The following is a 16,494-nucleotide window of genomic DNA, read 5'->3' on the forward strand; positions in this document are numbered from 1 at the left end:
TTTTATAATTTTATTTTAAATTAAAGCCTTGTTTTTTAGTTATGATATTTCAACAACACTTACGCCATTATTTTTTTTAATAATTTGAATTTGAGTAGAAATTCGTTCTTTTAAATTTTCTACGTGAGATATAATACCAATCATTTTACCTTGAGATTGTAAAGTTTCTAAAGTTGAAATAACAGTTTCTAAGGTGTTCTTATCTAAAGTACCAAAGCCTTCATCAATAAATAAAGAATCAATTTTTACATTTTTACTCGCTAAATCAGACAATCCTAAAGCTAAAGCTAAACTGATAATAAATTTTTCACCACCGCTTGAGGTATCTACTAGCCGTACTTGATCAGTTTGGTAATGGTCAATTAAATTAAAATTAAGTTCTTCTTTTGGTTTATACTCTTTTTCAATTTTAAGTGAGTAACGCTTGTTTAATTGGTATAAATGCACATTAGCAAGGTCTAATAATTGTTTTAAAGTTAAACGTTGTACGTATGTATTAAAGGCATCTTTTGAGTTTCCTATAATTTTAAAAAGTTCTCTCCAAATACTGCAAGTTGCTTCTTGTGCCTCAATTTTTGTATAAATTTCTTTATTCCGATCTCTAATTTCTTGATCTTTTTTAAAGGTTTGTATGATTTCACCTTTTTCCGATAACAATGTTTTATTTTTTAAATTTAAATTTTCTAAGGTTAATTTTCCAACCGACTCCGTAACTTCAAAGGTTTTAGATTTTAGTAAATCCTCTTTAGTTTTTTCGTTCGATTCTCGGTAAGCTTTTAAACGGAGTTGTTTTTCTTTTATTGCTTCTTTATTTTTTGTGAATCTAACCACATCTTCATCTGGCAATATTGCTTTTTGAACAGCTTCTCTTTTATCAAATTCACTTTTATATAATTGATTTTCAAAGGTTGTGTTTAACTTTTTATACTTGTCTTTTAAAACAAATAGTTCCTTTTTATTTTCAATTTTTAAAGCTTCTTTTTTGTTTTGTAAATCTAAAAACTCCTGGCGTTTAAGTTTACTTAGTTCCGATTTCTTAGCTAAAGCTATTCGCTCGGTTTGCAAAAGCTCTCGCTTACGCTCTACAGAAATAGCAATAGGTAAAATAGCTTCGCGTTCTGTTTTTAATTGTTCTATTATAGGCGTGCTTGCCTTTATAGTTTGTGTGTAATCTTTTTTTGCAGCAAGCTGTGTTTCTAGTTTTTCTCTATTGTTTTCTAACTTAGTATTTACAACTGTTACTCCCGATTTTAATAAGTTTAAATTCTTTTCTGTTGTATTAAAATTGGTAATTAAACCTTTGAGTTTTTCAATAAACTCATTACTGTCTTGTATTGATGGTAATTGATAATTAAACTCAGATAGTTTTGTTTTTAACGCTGTTTCTAAATTGTTATAGGTTTCCTGTAAAATAATAATAAGCTTTTGTTTTTCAGTAATGTCTTTACTGCTATTTTTATTCTTTTCAACAAGCGTAGCTTCCAATGTTTTAATTTTATTAAGCACCTCACTTTGTGCTTTAAAAGTATCAGTTAATGTATTTTTAACCTCTTGTAATTGTTGCGCTACTTTTAATTTTTCATCTAACAATAAAATATTCTGTGTTACTTTTTTAACCTCAATTTCAATCTGAGCTGTATTTGATAATTCGCAATCAATATTTAATTGTTTAGCCGCTTCTTTTAACGCCTTTATTTCATCATTAATTAAACCATTGCGTTGCTTCAAACCTTCAATAGTTGTAAGCAGTGCGACTTCTTTTTTATCTAATTCATTTTGTGATACAATTAAATTTTGAAGTTTTTCTTTTCGTTTTTGAAGTTCTAATTCCGATTTAGAAACACTAATAGAAACTAAATTTTTGGTAAACGGATGCTCTAGTGAACCGCACAAACCACAAGGTGTTCCATCAGTTAAATTTTGACGATCAGCTTCATATTTAGAAATACTTTTCTCTAAGTTTAAAATTCTATCGGCATCTGCAACTGCTTTTTCTTGAGCTTCAATTTGTTGCTTTATCGCTTCAATTTGCTTGTTACCAAGTTGTAATGATGTTGAAAGTGTTTTTTGCTTCGCTAATAAATCAGTTTGTTCCTTTTCAATTTTAAATATTTGTTCAGAAAGCGTTTTAAATTGTTTCCAATTAGTTTCTGTAACCGATAATCTACCTTTAGCAGCTAATACATCCGTTAAATTATTTTTAGATAATTTTAAAGTAACCTCGTCAAGTTCTTTTTCTGTTTGTTCAATTTCAACAGTTTTGGCTTTCAGTAATTTATTTCCTTCTTTTAAACGAGCTTCTGTTTTTTCGACTTCTTCTGTTTTTAACGAAACAAAATCTAGAACTTCTTTTAAACGTTCTTTTTTAGCTTTTAAAGCAGCTAATTCACTCGCCCAATTAGAGATTTGTAAATCAACATCTTTCAAAAATTTATGTTCAGAAATAAAATCTTCATCTATTTTTATCTTAGCCTCAGTATTTTTTAAATCTTTATTGAATTGTATCTGTTCTTGATGCGAAACTTGAATTTGTTTGTCTAAATTATGTAGCTCTAAGGTTATTTTTTGTTTATTTTCAATTTCATTTTTAAGGTTGCCATCTAGGTTATTAATAACATCAAACTTTGGTAGCCAAGCTGTAAACTCTTTGTCTGCGGCATTTAACAACTCCGTTTCTTTCTGAGTTTGTATACTTAATTTTTCAATCTCTGGTTTTAAGGTTTTAAGTTCTTCTTCTAATAACTGTAGCTGTTTAGATTTATCAGCAGACTCTTGTTCTGTTCTGTTTAAATTCTGAAGAAGTTCTTTAAAAGGTGCTGCTTTTTCATTTAAATCTAATCGTTCTAGTTCTTCTTTATGTTTTTCAATGAACAGGTTTATATCTTTAGATTCTAGTTCTAATTTTTCCGACTCATCATTTATTTTCTGAAATTTACCATACCATTCTACAATAGTTTGAGTGGTTTTAATCTCTTTTTCAATCTTTAAAATCTCGGCATCAAGTATTTTATCTTTCTCCGTTAATTCAATTTTAGCTTCTTCAGTTAAAATATCATCAGAATTAATTTTAGATTGAATTTCTTTAAGTGTATTTTCTTCTTTAGCTTTTCGCTCTAAAATACCTTGACCAATTTTTTTATAAATCTCTTCGCCAGTAATTTGCTCTAACAATTTACCTTTATCAGGACCTTTAGCAATTAAAAACGAAGCAAATTCTCCTTGCGCCAGCATAACAGATCTTAAAAACTGATTATAATCTAATTGCGTAACATCAATTATTTTGGTAATCAATTCTCTTTTTTGATTTGCTAAAGTAACATCAGTAGTTAAGTTTTTTAAACTAACCTCTTCTTTAGCATTTTTATATTCTTTACCATTTTTATCAGCTATGCGAATACCCCAAAAAGCTTCGTAAATTACATTGTTATTCTCAAAAGTTACTCTACTAAAAGCATCAGGAGCACCATGGCTAATTACATTAAGTAATGTTCCCTTTGTATTATTAAAACGAGGTACACTATGGTATAAAGCAATTGTTATTGCATCTAAAATTGTTGTTTTTCCTGCACCAGTAGAACCTGTAATGGCATATAAACCAACATCTTTAAATTGATTACTTTCAAAATCGATAACAATAGGTGTATCCGATTTTAATGAATTTATGTTCTGTAATTCTATTTTCAAAATTTTCATAACAGACTGCCTTTATTGATTTTTAACTGATTGTAAAACTTCATTAAAAGCATCCCAAACTTCAGGTCTTTGTTTTAAGTCAAAACCCATTTCTTCACACTTTAATTTAAAAACTTCTGTTGGTAATAATTCTTTAATCGATTTAGTATTTTCTAACAACTCTTCAATCCCTTTAATTTTACGTTTTCTTTTTAAAGAGGTTTTCAATATTTCAAAAGAATAGTTTGCAGCTTCTTTTGTTAAATTGTCGGTGTTAACGGTATGGTCTTCATCTAATACAATTTCTACCCAAGGCGTTAATCCGTATGTGTTAGAAATAAGTTCAGGAAATTTGGTTATGCATTCTGTTAGAGTTCCTGAAATTTTATAAAACTCTCTAAAATTGGGTATTATAGCATCTTCAATTTTAGTGATTTTAGCATCTTTTACCGTTAAAATCAATACTTTTTTATCGTAATTAAGTTCGCTAAAACTTAAGATATTTGGCGATCCTGAGTAGCGTACTTTATCATTACCTCCAATTATTTGTGGTCTGTGTAAATGTCCTAAAGCAATATAATCAAAATAAGCAGGGAAATCTGCCGCACCAATATGGCCTAAAGTACCTACATAAATATTTTGCTCACTATCAGAAATTGAACCTCCTGTGGCAAATAAATGTCCCATAGCAATAACAGGTGCATTACTCGTATTTATCAATTGGCATTGCTCAGCAATAGCTTGGTAATGGTTAATTAATGCATTTTTATATTTATCGGTTAATTCATCAAATGATTCGCCGGCAACAGCGCGTCTAATATCTCCATCTCGTAAAAAAGGCACAGCACCAATAATGACCTTCTCGTTATTTACTTCAATTTCAAAAACTTCATCTTCAATGTGCTCTGTAGCTTTACCAACAACTTTTATAGCCAATGCATCTAATAGATATTTTGGCGCATTTAAAGTACCAGGAGAATCGTGATTACCACCAGTTATAACAACCGACTTACAAGTAGTAGCTTTTAACTTCACTAAAAAGCTATAGTACATTTCTAAACTTTGGTTTGATGGCGTTCCGGTATCGAACACATCACCAGAAACTAATAATACATCAATTTTTTGGTCAATGATATATTGCTCAATCCAGCTTAAAAACAAGGTTTGTTCTTCTAATTGCGATTGCTCGTGCAGTCTATGTCCTAAATGCCAATCGGCAGTATGAAGTATTTTCATTTCTTATTGTTGCTACTATTTTAATGTAATAAAATAAAAATAATCAATTTAGCTTTAACCCAGTTACTTGGTTTATTATTAAAATAAGAACATATCAACACCGACCAAATGCACATAGTTTCGCCAAGCGGAAAATAAGGATAATGCGCTTAATCGGGAGAGTTTTACCACTTGACAGATGTTTTTCAAGAGAACGAAAAAGAGTGTCGTTTACCGAATGAGAACCACCCAAAACAACAAGTGCTGCGTTATATAAGTGTAACAAAACGCAAGACATGAAAACTTTATTAATCACTATCTTTTTTATCTTTATCGGAGTAACTGCTCAAGCACAAGACGCAGCAAAAGAAGTGAAAGTTGAAACTGCACCAAAAACTATTGTTATAGAAACTAGTTACGAAACTTCAACTGCTCGTTTGTACAAGTTTAAAAATTCAAGAATTAAAAAAGAATTGAACTTTACTACGAAAGCAAACAAATCAAAATTATCTTAATTATAACTTTTTTAATTTTCCGTTAGTATCATAATTTTTAATTATACCAATTCTATTTCCTTTATCATCAAATTTTATTTCACTTTTTAGTGTGCCATCTTCATAAAAAGTTTTCCAAATTCCTTTTTTCTTAAAATAATCAATACCTGCATAAGAACCGACTTGCATTAAGTTTCCGTTTTTATAATATGCTTTATAAATACCTATTTTATTACCTTCATCATCATATTCTTGTGAATTAAATAATTGACCATTACTGTAATAGAAAACAAATTCTCCAGATAAATCACCATTATTATTATAAGTAGCTTTTATGCGTAATTGCCCATCATTATAATATTCTATATTGTCTTTTATGACACCATTTAAAGTATAGTTAGTTAAAGATTTGGTTTGTCCGTTTTCCCAATAACTTATCCATTTGTTTATAGTTACACCATTATCATAAGTGCCAATGTTTTCTAATTGCCCATTAGCATAATAATCTTTATAAGTACCATTAAATTGATAGTCTGTTATACCAGAGTAATTGCCTTTAGTTTGTAATGTTCCGTTTTTATAATATAAAGAAAATTCACCTTGTGTTTTACCTTCTTTATTAAAATTTAGTTTAGCATCTAACGTACCATCTTTTCGGTAATAAATCCAATTTCCTATGGCAATACCATCATTAGTTTTAAAGCCAATTGCTTTTTTCTGTCCATTGTCATAATATTCGACATACTCTTTTTGTTGAGCTAGAATGGTGTAGTTAATTAGAAATAAAGAAAATATAAGCGCTTTTCTCAATAATAAAAACATCTGTTTTATTTTAAATGTATTTATGTGTTAAAATAATGAATCTATTAATATAATGAAGATATAATTCAATTTTTCTAGCGTAGGTGTTAATTGCTAACCGACAAACTACACGCTCAATCGCTAAGCTGTAAATGGCTTAAATGCGCTTAATCGGGAGAGTTTTACCGCTTAACAGATATTTTTCAAGAGAACGAAAAAGAGTGTTGTTTACCGAATGAGAACCACCCAAACAACAAGTGCTGCGTTATATAAGTGTAACAAAACGCAAGACATGAAAACTTTATTAATCACTATCTTTTTTATCTTTATCGGAGTAACTGCTCAAGCACAAGACGCAGCAAAAGAAGTAAAAGTTGAAACTGCACCAAAAACTATTGTTATAGAAACTAGTTACGAAACTTCAACAGCACGTTTATACAAGTTTAAAAATTCAAGAATTAAAAAAGAATTGAATTTTACTACGAAAGCAAACAAATCAAAATTATCTTAATACTGGTACTTTTAAAAAATCATTATCCAACCGTAATAAATAGCAAGCAGCGATAAAAAAGTAATTCCGATATAGGTTAAAATTTGCAAGCCTTTTTTAGGTTTAGCATCCTCAGGAAAATCACTACTAGTTACATTTTTTAAATTCATATAACCAACTATGGGAGCCAAAATAAATGATATAGCAGTAGCTATAGCTAAAATTAAACCCATATTAGCACCCAAAGTATACATCACAATTATACTCATAAGGGCTATAAGTATAATACCTATCGCATAATATTTTTTACCAGTAAATTTTTTGTGTTCACCAACAAGCAATCCTATAATATCAACACTAACTCTTGAAATTGCATCGTGTTGTGTTAAACAAGTACTATACATGGTTGCAAAAGCCGATACAGCAATAAAACCATAAGCCCATTTACCTATGTGTGTGGTGAAAAGATTTATGACTTGATCAGCAAAAGTTACCGCATTTCCACTTAATTCTGTTCCTGAGCCAAAAAGCGTCATACAACCAATTGCTAAAAACAAAATAGCAAGTATACTTGTTAGTATATATCCTATATTGAACTCTTGTAAAGCTTCTTTTAAAGGCGGTTTATTGTTGTCTATTCTATATTTTTCAGCACTCCATAAACTCAGCCAACTACTTGCTTCAACAGCTGTAGGCATCCAACCAATTAGTGTAATAAGAAATAAAACACCCAACTCATTAAAATAATCAGGCGTTTTAAAATTAGGTACAGCAGTTATTTGCCCTGCATCAACTACCAGTGCTGTAGTTGCAAGTAAAGCAATGAATAAAATAGGAATTAAAAATTTTAATGTAGTTTCTAAAAGCTTGTATTTACCTATTATTAATAGAATACTGTTGAAAACAAATAAACCAAGAGCCACTGTAGTTATAGAAACACCTTGAATACCAAAAAGATTAATAAAAAGACCTGCGGTAATAGAGCAAAGGGCAGCAGGACTGGCAATACTCGTCGCTAATGTTATAAAGGCGTAAAGCCATAAATAACCACGTCCTTTATTATTATACCCTTCAATAATACTTTTTCCTGTCACATTCGTATATCGAATACCAAATTCAAAAAATGGGTATTTTAAAACATTTGCTAATAGGATAGGAATTATCATTAACCAACCGTAAGTAGCACCAGCTTTTGTTGAAAGTACCAAATGTGAGGTGCCAATAGCCATACTTGCAAATAGAAGTCCTGGTCCAATATTTTTTGCAAGTGTTTTTATTTTTAACATAGTGGTTGGTGCTATTAAATTTGGTGTTTATTGTTCTTTTTGAATAGATAATTTAGTTATGAATGTTGCACTTGAAACTTTTTCAGTAGTAGAAATAGCCAATTTTTTTCCTCTTTCTTGTAAACCACCTTTATCAACACTACCAGGGTCACCAGGAGCAATAAGTATGTTTTCTTGAATTTCGGTAGTGTATTTTTTAGGTGCTACTATTGTAGCCATCAAGCTCGTATTATTAGGTTCAAACTCAAAAGTGTTTTCTGATATTTTTTTTATGACATTATCAGCGTGCAAGAATGATGTAACTGTTTTTGGTGTATTTGTTTCAACAGCATCCGTTATTATAAAACTTCCTGAAGCTTCAAATTCAAATTTTCTGATGAATTTTTTTACACCAACTTCAGGCTCGTAAGCAGCAGTTGCATCTGCTATTATAGAAACCTTTTTAGCATTCATTTTTACATCTGTAATTTTTATGTTATTGATTCTTTCATAAGGAATTCCGTAAAACACATCGTGTCCTTCACCTTCGTTATTCTGACCCTTACCATCAAAAACAAGTGTATTGTGACTTTGAGTTACCGTTAGCCCTTCATAACCAGAATCGCCGGTTAAGTATTTCCCATCTGCCCAAATAATAAAACTAGCAGCATCAGGGTGTGCATGCCCGCTTGATAAACGCCACTCAGGATAAGAAACTTGCTTTTTTAAAACAGAATGACCTTCTGAAGGGCCACATTTAAAAGAAAATGCAGTTGCATCATCTTCCCAACTAGAACGCCAAAAAACGACATCATGATCTTTAAAATAATGCCATTTTTCTTGCTTTTCAATTGGTGTAGCTTCTATAGTAGGGTTGTACCATATAAACGTCCACATTTCTTCAGCATTTACTTGTCCTTTTTTCTTTAACCAATTAGCAACTCCTTGTGCTTCAGGAATATTAAATTTGCTAGCAAGTTTGTAAAGAACATTATAGCTAGTTTTAAAATGTCCGTCAATACGTTCACGGTCATAATCTTCACTTATTTTAGCTCTTGTTTGGTTTCCTGTGTAGGTGTCACCATAATCAAAATGAGAATCAGCACCAGGTAATGTAGCGTGCGAAATGTATTTGTGCATTAGTTTGAAACCAGATGCTTTTACATACAAATCTTCACCAGTAGCATGTAAATGGGCATCTAAATAATGCATAAGCCATGGTGTTGAAAAAATCCAATACTCAATACCTTCGTAATAAAAACCATCATCAGAATAGGTATCTAAAACACCTTCATAAATTGCTCTCGGTAATGCAGCCCACTTTTCAGCATCAGGGGTTTCACCAGCAAGCGCATAAGCTGTAACCGCCAAACCAGCCATAGGAATAAAAGTGTGGTTTTGACTATAGGCATATGTTTTACCTGATTTTGGCTCGTAAAAATCAAACAACAAGTTGGCTTGTCTAATTAATTTGGCTTTATATTTTTCACGTTCTTCTTCAGTTAAATCATGGTAAAGTAAATCGTAACCCCAACCTAAACCATAAAGTAAATGCCCAGCAGCTAAATCAACATCTGGTTTGTTATACTCATAACCCCAAACTTTATAAGAAACTGCAGTATTCATGTATTTTTTAGCAGCTTCTAAATATTTTTTATCTCCAGTAATTTTATAAGCAAGAGCAGCTTCTGCAATACCTAAACCTACAGGGTTTTGTACTCTTCGGGCTTGTGCTGGGGCAGGAGTAGGCTCAATACTCATTGCTCTAACACTTGATAGCGCTATTTCCCATAATTCTTTTTGAGATTTTGTTTTATCTTTTAATTCATCAATTTCAGACTGCGTTAAAAAAACTCTAGGATGTACACCTTCTAGTTCTTTCTTTAAAGACGAATTTTTTGTGTTCATGAGATTTACAAGCGGACTTTCTCCTTTTAAATTTTCATTGATGGCATTTTCAGCTTCTAGCTCTTGAGTGTCTTGCGAGTATGTAGTGCTTGATGTAGCTATAAGTAGGAATAAAGTAAAAAAAGTGGTTTTAAAATACATGAAATTTATTTTTTGTGTTAAAAATTTAATACATTCTGTTTTTTGAGTATTTCAAACCTAAGAAAATGTGTTATACAATCCTAAATTTTAAAAAACAAAATTGCTATCAAATTGTGATAAAATTTAATATGATTTATTTAGGTGTAATTAGTTTGTAGCAAGTCTGTTATAACTTGTTTTTTTAATAGCGCTAGTCGCTTTATTGTAGTGTAGAGGAGTGGTTTAAAAAGAGAACTATTTTAAGTTATCGATTAAATGCACATAGTTTCGATACGCAGTAAATCGTTTAAATGCGCTTTATCGGTGTAGTTTTACCGCTTGACAGATGTTTTTCAAGAGAACGAAAAAGAGTGTCGTTTACCGAATGAGAACCACCCAAAACAACAAGTGCTGCGTTATATAAGTGTAACAAAACGCAAGACATGAAAACTTTATTAATCACTATCTTTTTTATCTTTATCGGAGTAACTACTCAAGCACAAGACGCAGCAAAAGAAGTGAAAGTTGAAACTGCACCAAAAACTATTGTTATAGAAACTAGTTACGAAACTTCAACAGCACGTTTATACAAGTTTAAAAATTCAAGAATTAAAAAAGAATTGAATTTTACTACGAAAGCAAACAAAGCTAAATTATCTTAATTAAAACAACGAGTACATTATTTTATAATCTGAAAACTTCTTTAACTATTTAGCCTTTCCATTCTCAATAAAAGTATACGTTAAAACCTCTGTTTATAGTTCTATTTAGTCATTCACTTTTAAAGCAAAAATAAAATTTGTAATATCATTCTAGAGACTGAACGTACAATAGAGAGTTTAGCTGTTGTATAGGGTAGAGAAAAAAAGAAAGCATGGGAAATTTACTTCCCATACCTTACAAAATAGCTTTAGTTAATTTTAATACTAGAATTCATATTTCTAAGTATACTAACCACACTTTTAACCGCTAAGAAACTTGTTTTCGGATTATCAGGACTTGGTTTATTCTCGGTACGAGTATAAATTTTTCCAAAATCACCTTCACAAGTTATCTCATGCATATTGCTAGTAGCATTAGGGTCAGCAACTATTTGTATCGTTAAATTCTCACATTTAGATGCAAAATAAATACTTGCACCCACATTTATATTTTTCGGAAATAAACTTACAGCTTCACTTACTTCACCTTCCCAAATAGTTTGAGTCGTATTAATTGCAGATAAGTCAATTTCTGAAGTGTCAAAAAACGGTGCTCCTTCTAAGCTTTTAGGGTGTTTGGTCGTTTTTAATTTAATAGAAGTAATTTCATCATTTACAGCCTTTATAGCATCAAGTCCTGCAATAGCACCTACAGGTAAGATTACTTCACATTTTTTCAATGTGTTTAAAATTGCTTTATTTTGGTAAAGGCCGCCTGTACTAATTACAATTAATTTAAGACCAGTACGGTCTATTTCATCAAATTTTAATAGCTGCGTAACAACATCTTTATTTGCACATTCAATAATAATATCAACATCGTTAATTATATCAGAAGTAATCTCTTTTCTGATTTTTGTAGGTTGATTTTTAAAATCAAAATCCTCTTCATTAATATCCCTTCTCGCTATTACATAGCTTAATTCAAAACTAGGCTCATTAATAACCCAATTTGCAAGATATTTACCAATATTTCCAAAACCTATTATAGCTATTTTCACAAGTTGAATTTTATTATTTGACTAAAATATTATAGTCAAATTTAGAACAAAATATTTAATTGAAACTGTGAGTAATTAAAGGGTTGAAAATGAGATAATAGCATTCTATAAGTCTAAAACAAGACTGTTTTTCTCAATAAAAATGCTTGTTATTTATATGTTATCTGTTTCCAAGTATTTAAAGCCCATTCTAAATCTTTTTCATCATCAAAATAAAAAAAGGTTTGTAGCACCTCATTATCTGCAATACAAAAGCCACAAATTAAATTATACGTTATATCTTTTTGCTGGTCATATTCTTTTATATGATAACCAACTTTTATTCGGTTACCTTGGTCAAGCTCATATTTTTTTATAATCTCATTATCTGAATTTCTTTCTTTTATTTCAGCCTTTTTATCTTCTAAAATTTCGTCTTTGGTTTTGTCAGGATAGTTCCAGACGTTCATGCGTAATGTTTTATCATTGGTTGTGTACATAAGCGCATCATCTTCCTTTTTTCTGTCGAATAAATTATTAATAGTTAATCTCCAGTTGTCTGTTAACTGATGTTCAATTATAAAATCATCTTCCAAGGGCTAATCAAAAACTTCTTCCCATTCAGTATTTGGTTTTCTTTCCCAAACACTACCAACTCCTTTGTATAGTAGTAAAGAAGAAAATGAATCGTCTATTTTTAAAATAGTTTTGGGATCGTAAATACCAAAGTTATCAGCATTATTAGAATATTCATCGCTTTCAAAACCTGAAAACAAACGCCACCCACTGTCATTTTCATTTGTTGGTTTTTCTCTGAATATAAATAAAGGCTTATACTTTTCGTCGGCAATCATTTTAGAACACATCACAGCACCAATATTTGGGAAGTTTTCTACACTAAACTCTCTCATAGTAGTCAATATCTTAAAATTTTTTCCAATTAATTATATGGGTAATTGGCTGCCAATCAACAGCTTTAAATTCAGGTTTTACATTTCTTAAAACTTCCACCAAGGTTTTTTCTTTGGCTTTTCTAGTTTAATTTTAGTTTTCAAAAATTCAAAATATTTTGTGTCATCGTCAGCAAATAATTCTTCACCTTCTAAGGCATACGCTCTAGTAAGCTCATTAGCGGCTCTATCTAAATTACCTAACTCAAACTGACATTGGCCAAGTCTTAAATGTAAAAACGGATTGCCTATAGCATTAGGGCAGTGCATGGCATTACTAAGGTTTTGCATACCAGCTTCAAAATCGGCACTTAAAAAATTAGCATCACCAATAGCTGCTAATAGCCAAGTAGTAGCTTCCCATTCAGTTTTTGGTTTGGGTATAGTATCATAAGCATCCCAATAAAAGGAAAGGGCTTCGCTAAACTTACCATCTTCAGCTAAAGCATCACCTTGCTCTGATAGTTTTTGAATTTTTAAAAGTAGTTCGTCGTCAAGTTCTTCCATTTGCTTTTTTTTAAGGTTATTTGGTTTTACCTCAGTTCTTTGTTGGCAGTATTTATAATATAATTATTTGCTTTATTATTTAAATTTCTTGTAGTTTCATTTTATAATATATTTTTTCAATTTTCAGAAACATAGTGGTGTCATCTATCCAAAAATAATTTTCAATATAGTCCAGCGCTAAGATACTTGACATACTAAGCATATACTCTGGTTCATCGTTTATAATGTTTTTTTCTAAAAAATGAACATTAGATTGTCCACTATAATATCCATTAAACCGAAACGTGTTTTGTGGAGATGGCGTGTAGTAGTCTGGGTTCCCTATTCGGTTAATATCATCTTCTCCATTTTTTAATTTTATTAAATAATCTGAAGAATGACCGCATTCTAGTAACAAATAATGGTACTGTGGGTAATATGCAATAATTCCACATTCATCAAGATAAGAACTAATTTTTTTACCATTATCTGTTAGTATTTTTTTTATATTGTAATAACCATTTTCATGGGTTTCTCCAATCAATTGATTTTTTAAAATTGTTTCAATTTTTTTAATGTCTGTTATTTTTTCGGCATAAGGCTTGCTTTTTTTATGGTGTTCTGCTGTATTAAAATCTTCTTTTGAAATTTCATCAATAATCACTTTATAATCGTTAGTAATTATTTCAATGTGTCTTTTTGCAAAAGCACCAAAAACATATCCTAATTGTTGTAATGAATCTTTTGTTGCAATTTTTAACCAGTAATTTTTTAGATATTTCCCGTTATCAAATACTGATGTAGAATCTATATTCCCATCGATGGACAAGTAATCAAAAACTTTTAAATTAGCTGCTTTTGCTATTAAAGCACTTTGAGTTGTTGGTTTATTACGTATTTTAATTCCTGACGGTGTTTTTATAATCACCTGATTTTTTATTTGTTTAAAACCCTTATTTGTAATTGAGTATTTCTTTATAACATACTCTGGTTTGTTATATATGTTATGAGTATTGATGGTTATAATATTATAGTCAATCCATGAGTTTACACCATAAAAACCTTCAGCATTATCATAAGCTGTTTCATCAATTCTATCTATGATATGCAACGATTTGTCTAGAAGTATAGCAAAATGAATATCTTCAGTATCCCAATATTCTGAGAAGAAAAGTACAATTAAGTTATTTATTTCATACTTACCTGTAATATAATATTCGCTATGTTTTAAGGGTTTTAGTTTTAATCTTTTTAAAACATTAGTTTCTTTTTGTATAGAAACCCCTTGTTTTTTTTCTGCACTATCATAATAACTAAAAGGAGAATAATAGCCTGTAGAAAATGGTGTTTCGTTTATAAGTTGTTCTAAAGTTTTTTGCCCTAAAACAGATTGAAATTGAAACACTAGTAGTAATAAAATGGTTTTTTGCATCAATATTTTTTTGTGTCAGGTTTTATTTTCCGAAAGTTCTTAAATTACTGCCAACGGCTCGGCTATGGCAAGTAGGGCAGGTTAGGCCTTTTGCTTCGGTTTATTATAATTTTTATTTATTTAATGCTTTCACAATTCTCTCTTCATTAATTATAATATCCCTAAATAAAACATGAGGAAATTCAGTATATCTTGATGTTTTAAACCCTTCTAAAATATTGGATAGTGTAGAAGCAGTAATTAACGATAAATTCATATCGATATCCATTTCACAATCTGTAACAAAATCGTCACTAAATTCAGGAGCAATAAGTAATATTTTAACTATTCTTAAATCATTTTTTAGCGCTAAATTTTGATAGGATTTTAATTGTCTAGATACTGTGCTAAATTTATTATATCCTTTTTCTTTAACAGTTTTACATTCTACGATTATTATTTCATTATTACCTAGGTTTAAAAGAATATCCATCATATCCTTTTGAGTATTAAGTTGTTTTTTGAAATCTTCATCTACGTTAAAACCTAATGATTTAAAAATGGTTTTTGTTAGTTCTTCAAACTTTAAGCCTAATTCACTTTCCTTTACTAAGATTCCATTTTCTTTCAATAAATTTAAGTTTCGATATCCAACATTGACATAATTTTCTAGATACAAATTCTCAACATCTTTGTAATGCTCAAGTATGTTCAATATATCATCACCTCGTTGTTTTATACCATTGTCTTTAATAAATTTTGTCAAATCAGGTTGAGTTATTAAATCTAAAATGTCCCTTGGTTTAATATTATAATCAAGTAAAAAATCAGCATTTAAAACATATTCATCTTGCAACTCAAATTGATTCTTTAAGTCTTTGTTTAATTTAGGTAATGATTGATTTAATTCGGATAACATTTTATCAAAACCATCTATAGAAATACCTACTTTTTCATCTTTTTCAACATTTTCAAAATGTTCTATTAAACTACTTATTTTCTCTTCGAGGGTACTACCTCTAAGATTTGTTATATTAAGACCTTTCTCGCAAAGCTCATTTAATGTCTTCTTTTTTTCAGTAAGTGTAATTCCAGGTTTATATATTTCATTCGATAGTAAATCATTAAAAGAAATACCTTCATTAATAATTTCTTCTATTTTTTCTGAAAGAGGTAATTTTCTGTCAATACTATGCTCTTTAGATATTTGATTAATAATCGGCTCTCTTAATAATTTTAGAGTTCGTCTGTAAAATTTCTCACCTACATCTTTTTTACGAACTTTTCTTAAAAGTCTTACCATTTCATCAGCTATATAAATTGTATTTTCTTTTTTAGAAAAGAACACAACGCCAAGGGTTTTTAAATTATTAATAACATCTTGTATGTCAGCTTTATTAATTGGTAGAATACTGTAATTAATTAGCTTAACATCTTCTTGAGATAAGCCAAGTTGCTTAGCAAGAGTTAATATAATAGTTAGCTCATCATCAGTTATTTTAGCTTCTCTATTATTATCAATATCATTTTTATAAGCAGTTGTTAAACACCCTTTATAAATACGAAAATCTCTTTTTCTTGACTCACTTAATTCAGATTTATCGTTTTCTAATTCAGTATTAAGTAATTTTGTTTTACTTTTTAGATGCTTAATTTCAGTTTCATATAATCTTGAAAACCAGTCTTGTTTTATAATACAGTTGCCGTCTCTAATAATAATATCAATTAATATGTCTAGCTGCGAGTTGGCTTCTTGAAACTCACACTTAATATATTCTGTGAATTCAGATGAAACTAAATTAAAAATATTAGATACATTTTGACTATCCACAGACTTTAAACCTTTATCTGAAACTCTCAGTATTTTTTCAATTTCTTTACCATTTTTAGGATTTTTAGAAATAATAGTATCAATTATTTTTATAAAAGAATTTTTCTCTAACGACCCTAATTTATCTAATATCTTTTCTAATTTCATTTATTTGTTTTTTCTTATTCAAA

At 29.7% G+C, this 16,494-nt stretch carries 14 protein-coding genes; 3 read left to right on the plus strand and 11 right to left on the minus strand.

Translation table 11 applies throughout. The features are described from left to right. Positions 1 to 39: 39 nt before the first annotated feature. Together H0I23_RS03125 and sbcD are read right to left on the minus strand one after the other, a co-directional pair. The gene (locus H0I23_RS03125) at positions 40 to 3,693 is read right to left on the minus strand and encodes an AAA family ATPase (RefSeq protein WP_216785013.1); all 3,654 of its coding nucleotides are present in this window, start codon (positions 3,691 to 3,693) and stop codon (positions 40 to 42) included. Between the two features lie 12 nt (positions 3,694 to 3,705). Continuing rightward, a complete protein-coding gene (gene sbcD / locus H0I23_RS03130; protein ID WP_216785014.1) occupies positions 3,706 to 4,908 on the minus strand; it encodes an exonuclease subunit SbcD in 1,203 nt (400 codons plus the stop codon). A 275-nt stretch (positions 4,909 to 5,183) separates the two neighbouring features. Between sbcD and H0I23_RS03135 the strand changes: the two genes are divergently transcribed. Further along, positions 5,184 to 5,402 carry a hypothetical protein gene (locus H0I23_RS03135; protein ID WP_216785015.1) on the plus strand — a complete coding sequence of 73 codons (219 nt, stop codon included), beginning with the start codon at positions 5,184 to 5,186 and terminating at the stop codon, positions 5,400 to 5,402. Here H0I23_RS03135 and H0I23_RS03140 read toward each other — a convergent pair whose 3' ends face one another. Further along, complete coding sequence (locus H0I23_RS03140; protein ID WP_216785016.1) at positions 5,403 to 6,203, minus strand: toxin-antitoxin system YwqK family antitoxin; 801 nt, start codon at positions 6,201 to 6,203, stop codon at positions 5,403 to 5,405. Between the two features lie 271 nt (positions 6,204 to 6,474). Here H0I23_RS03140 and H0I23_RS03145 point away from each other — a divergent pair, with 271 nt between their 5' ends. Continuing rightward, positions 6,475 to 6,693 carry a hypothetical protein gene (locus H0I23_RS03145; protein ID WP_216785015.1) on the plus strand — a complete coding sequence of 73 codons (219 nt, stop codon included), beginning with the start codon at positions 6,475 to 6,477 and terminating at the stop codon, positions 6,691 to 6,693. A gap of 11 nt (positions 6,694 to 6,704) precedes the next feature. Here the strand turns inward: H0I23_RS03145 and H0I23_RS03150 are convergent, their stop codons facing one another. After that, positions 6,705 to 7,958: an NRAMP family divalent metal transporter gene (locus tag H0I23_RS03150; RefSeq protein ID WP_216785017.1), complete on the minus strand. Its 1,254-nt coding sequence runs from the start codon at positions 7,956 to 7,958 to the stop codon at positions 6,705 to 6,707. 27 nt (positions 7,959 to 7,985) lie between these two features. Then, on the minus strand, positions 7,986 to 9,986 hold the full coding sequence (locus H0I23_RS03155; RefSeq protein WP_216785018.1) for a DUF4962 domain-containing protein: 2,001 nt from the start codon (positions 9,984 to 9,986) through the stop codon (positions 7,986 to 7,988). A 422-nt stretch (positions 9,987 to 10,408) separates the two neighbouring features. Here H0I23_RS03155 and H0I23_RS03160 point away from each other — a divergent pair, with 422 nt between their 5' ends. Then, the gene (locus H0I23_RS03160; RefSeq protein ID WP_216785019.1) at positions 10,409 to 10,627 is read left to right on the plus strand and encodes a hypothetical protein; all 219 of its coding nucleotides are present in this window, start codon (positions 10,409 to 10,411) and stop codon (positions 10,625 to 10,627) included. Positions 10,628 to 10,875: 248 nt separating this feature from the next. Here H0I23_RS03160 and H0I23_RS03165 read toward each other — a convergent pair whose 3' ends face one another. The 6 genes from H0I23_RS03165 to H0I23_RS03190 all read right to left on the minus strand — a co-directional run bounded on the left by H0I23_RS03165 (position 10,876) and on the right by H0I23_RS03190 (position 16,471). Continuing rightward, complete coding sequence (locus tag H0I23_RS03165; RefSeq protein WP_216785020.1) at positions 10,876 to 11,667, minus strand: aspartate dehydrogenase domain-containing protein; 792 nt, start codon at positions 11,665 to 11,667, stop codon at positions 10,876 to 10,878. A gap of 149 nt (positions 11,668 to 11,816) precedes the next feature. Beyond that, positions 11,817 to 12,242, minus strand: a complete 426-nt coding sequence (locus H0I23_RS03170) for a hypothetical protein (protein ID WP_216785021.1) — start codon at positions 12,240 to 12,242, stop codon at positions 11,817 to 11,819. A gap of 3 nt (positions 12,243 to 12,245) precedes the next feature. Next, entirely contained in the window at positions 12,246 to 12,557 is a 312-nt protein-coding gene (locus tag H0I23_RS03175; protein ID WP_216785022.1) for a DUF2185 domain-containing protein, read from the minus strand. Between the two features lie 87 nt (positions 12,558 to 12,644). Then, the gene (locus tag H0I23_RS03180) at positions 12,645 to 13,103 is read right to left on the minus strand and encodes a tol-pal system YbgF family protein (RefSeq protein ID WP_216785023.1); all 459 of its coding nucleotides are present in this window, start codon (positions 13,101 to 13,103) and stop codon (positions 12,645 to 12,647) included. 79 nt (positions 13,104 to 13,182) lie between these two features. Next, positions 13,183 to 14,514: a hypothetical protein gene (locus tag H0I23_RS03185; protein WP_216785024.1), complete on the minus strand. Its 1,332-nt coding sequence runs from the start codon at positions 14,512 to 14,514 to the stop codon at positions 13,183 to 13,185. 112 nt (positions 14,515 to 14,626) lie between these two features. Further along, the gene (locus H0I23_RS03190; protein WP_216785025.1) at positions 14,627 to 16,471 is read right to left on the minus strand and encodes a hypothetical protein; all 1,845 of its coding nucleotides are present in this window, start codon (positions 16,469 to 16,471) and stop codon (positions 14,627 to 14,629) included. Positions 16,472 to 16,494: the final 23 nt, after the last annotated feature.

Origin of the sequence: Cellulophaga sp. HaHaR_3_176, from assembly GCF_019021925.1 — a bacterium.
GTDB lineage: Bacteria > Bacteroidota > Bacteroidia > Flavobacteriales > Flavobacteriaceae > Cellulophaga.

Coding starts and splice junctions, on each gene's coding strand:
- H0I23_RS03125 (WP_216785013.1), bottom strand. CDS start 3,693: ATGAAAATTTTGAAAATAGAATTACAGAACATAAATTCATTAAAATCG.
- sbcD (WP_216785014.1), bottom strand. CDS start 4,908: ATGAAAATACTTCATACTGCCGATTGGCATTTAGGACATAGACTGCAC.
- H0I23_RS03135 (WP_216785015.1), top strand. CDS start 5,184: ATGAAAACTTTATTAATCACTATCTTTTTTATCTTTATCGGAGTAACT.
- H0I23_RS03140 (WP_216785016.1), bottom strand. CDS start 6,203: ATGTTTTTATTATTGAGAAAAGCGCTTATATTTTCTTTATTTCTAATT.
- H0I23_RS03145 (WP_216785015.1), top strand. CDS start 6,475: ATGAAAACTTTATTAATCACTATCTTTTTTATCTTTATCGGAGTAACT.
- H0I23_RS03150 (WP_216785017.1), bottom strand. CDS start 7,958: ATGTTAAAAATAAAAACACTTGCAAAAAATATTGGACCAGGACTTCTA.
- H0I23_RS03155 (WP_216785018.1), bottom strand. CDS start 9,986: ATGTATTTTAAAACCACTTTTTTTACTTTATTCCTACTTATAGCTACA.
- H0I23_RS03160 (WP_216785019.1), top strand. CDS start 10,409: ATGAAAACTTTATTAATCACTATCTTTTTTATCTTTATCGGAGTAACT.
- H0I23_RS03175 (WP_216785022.1), bottom strand. CDS start 12,557: ATGAGAGAGTTTAGTGTAGAAAACTTCCCAAATATTGGTGCTGTGATG.
- H0I23_RS03180 (WP_216785023.1), bottom strand. CDS start 13,103: ATGGAAGAACTTGACGACGAACTACTTTTAAAAATTCAAAAACTATCA.
- H0I23_RS03185 (WP_216785024.1), bottom strand. CDS start 14,514: ATGCAAAAAACCATTTTATTACTACTAGTGTTTCAATTTCAATCTGTT.
- H0I23_RS03190 (WP_216785025.1), bottom strand. CDS start 16,471: ATGAAATTAGAAAAGATATTAGATAAATTAGGGTCGTTAGAGAAAAAT.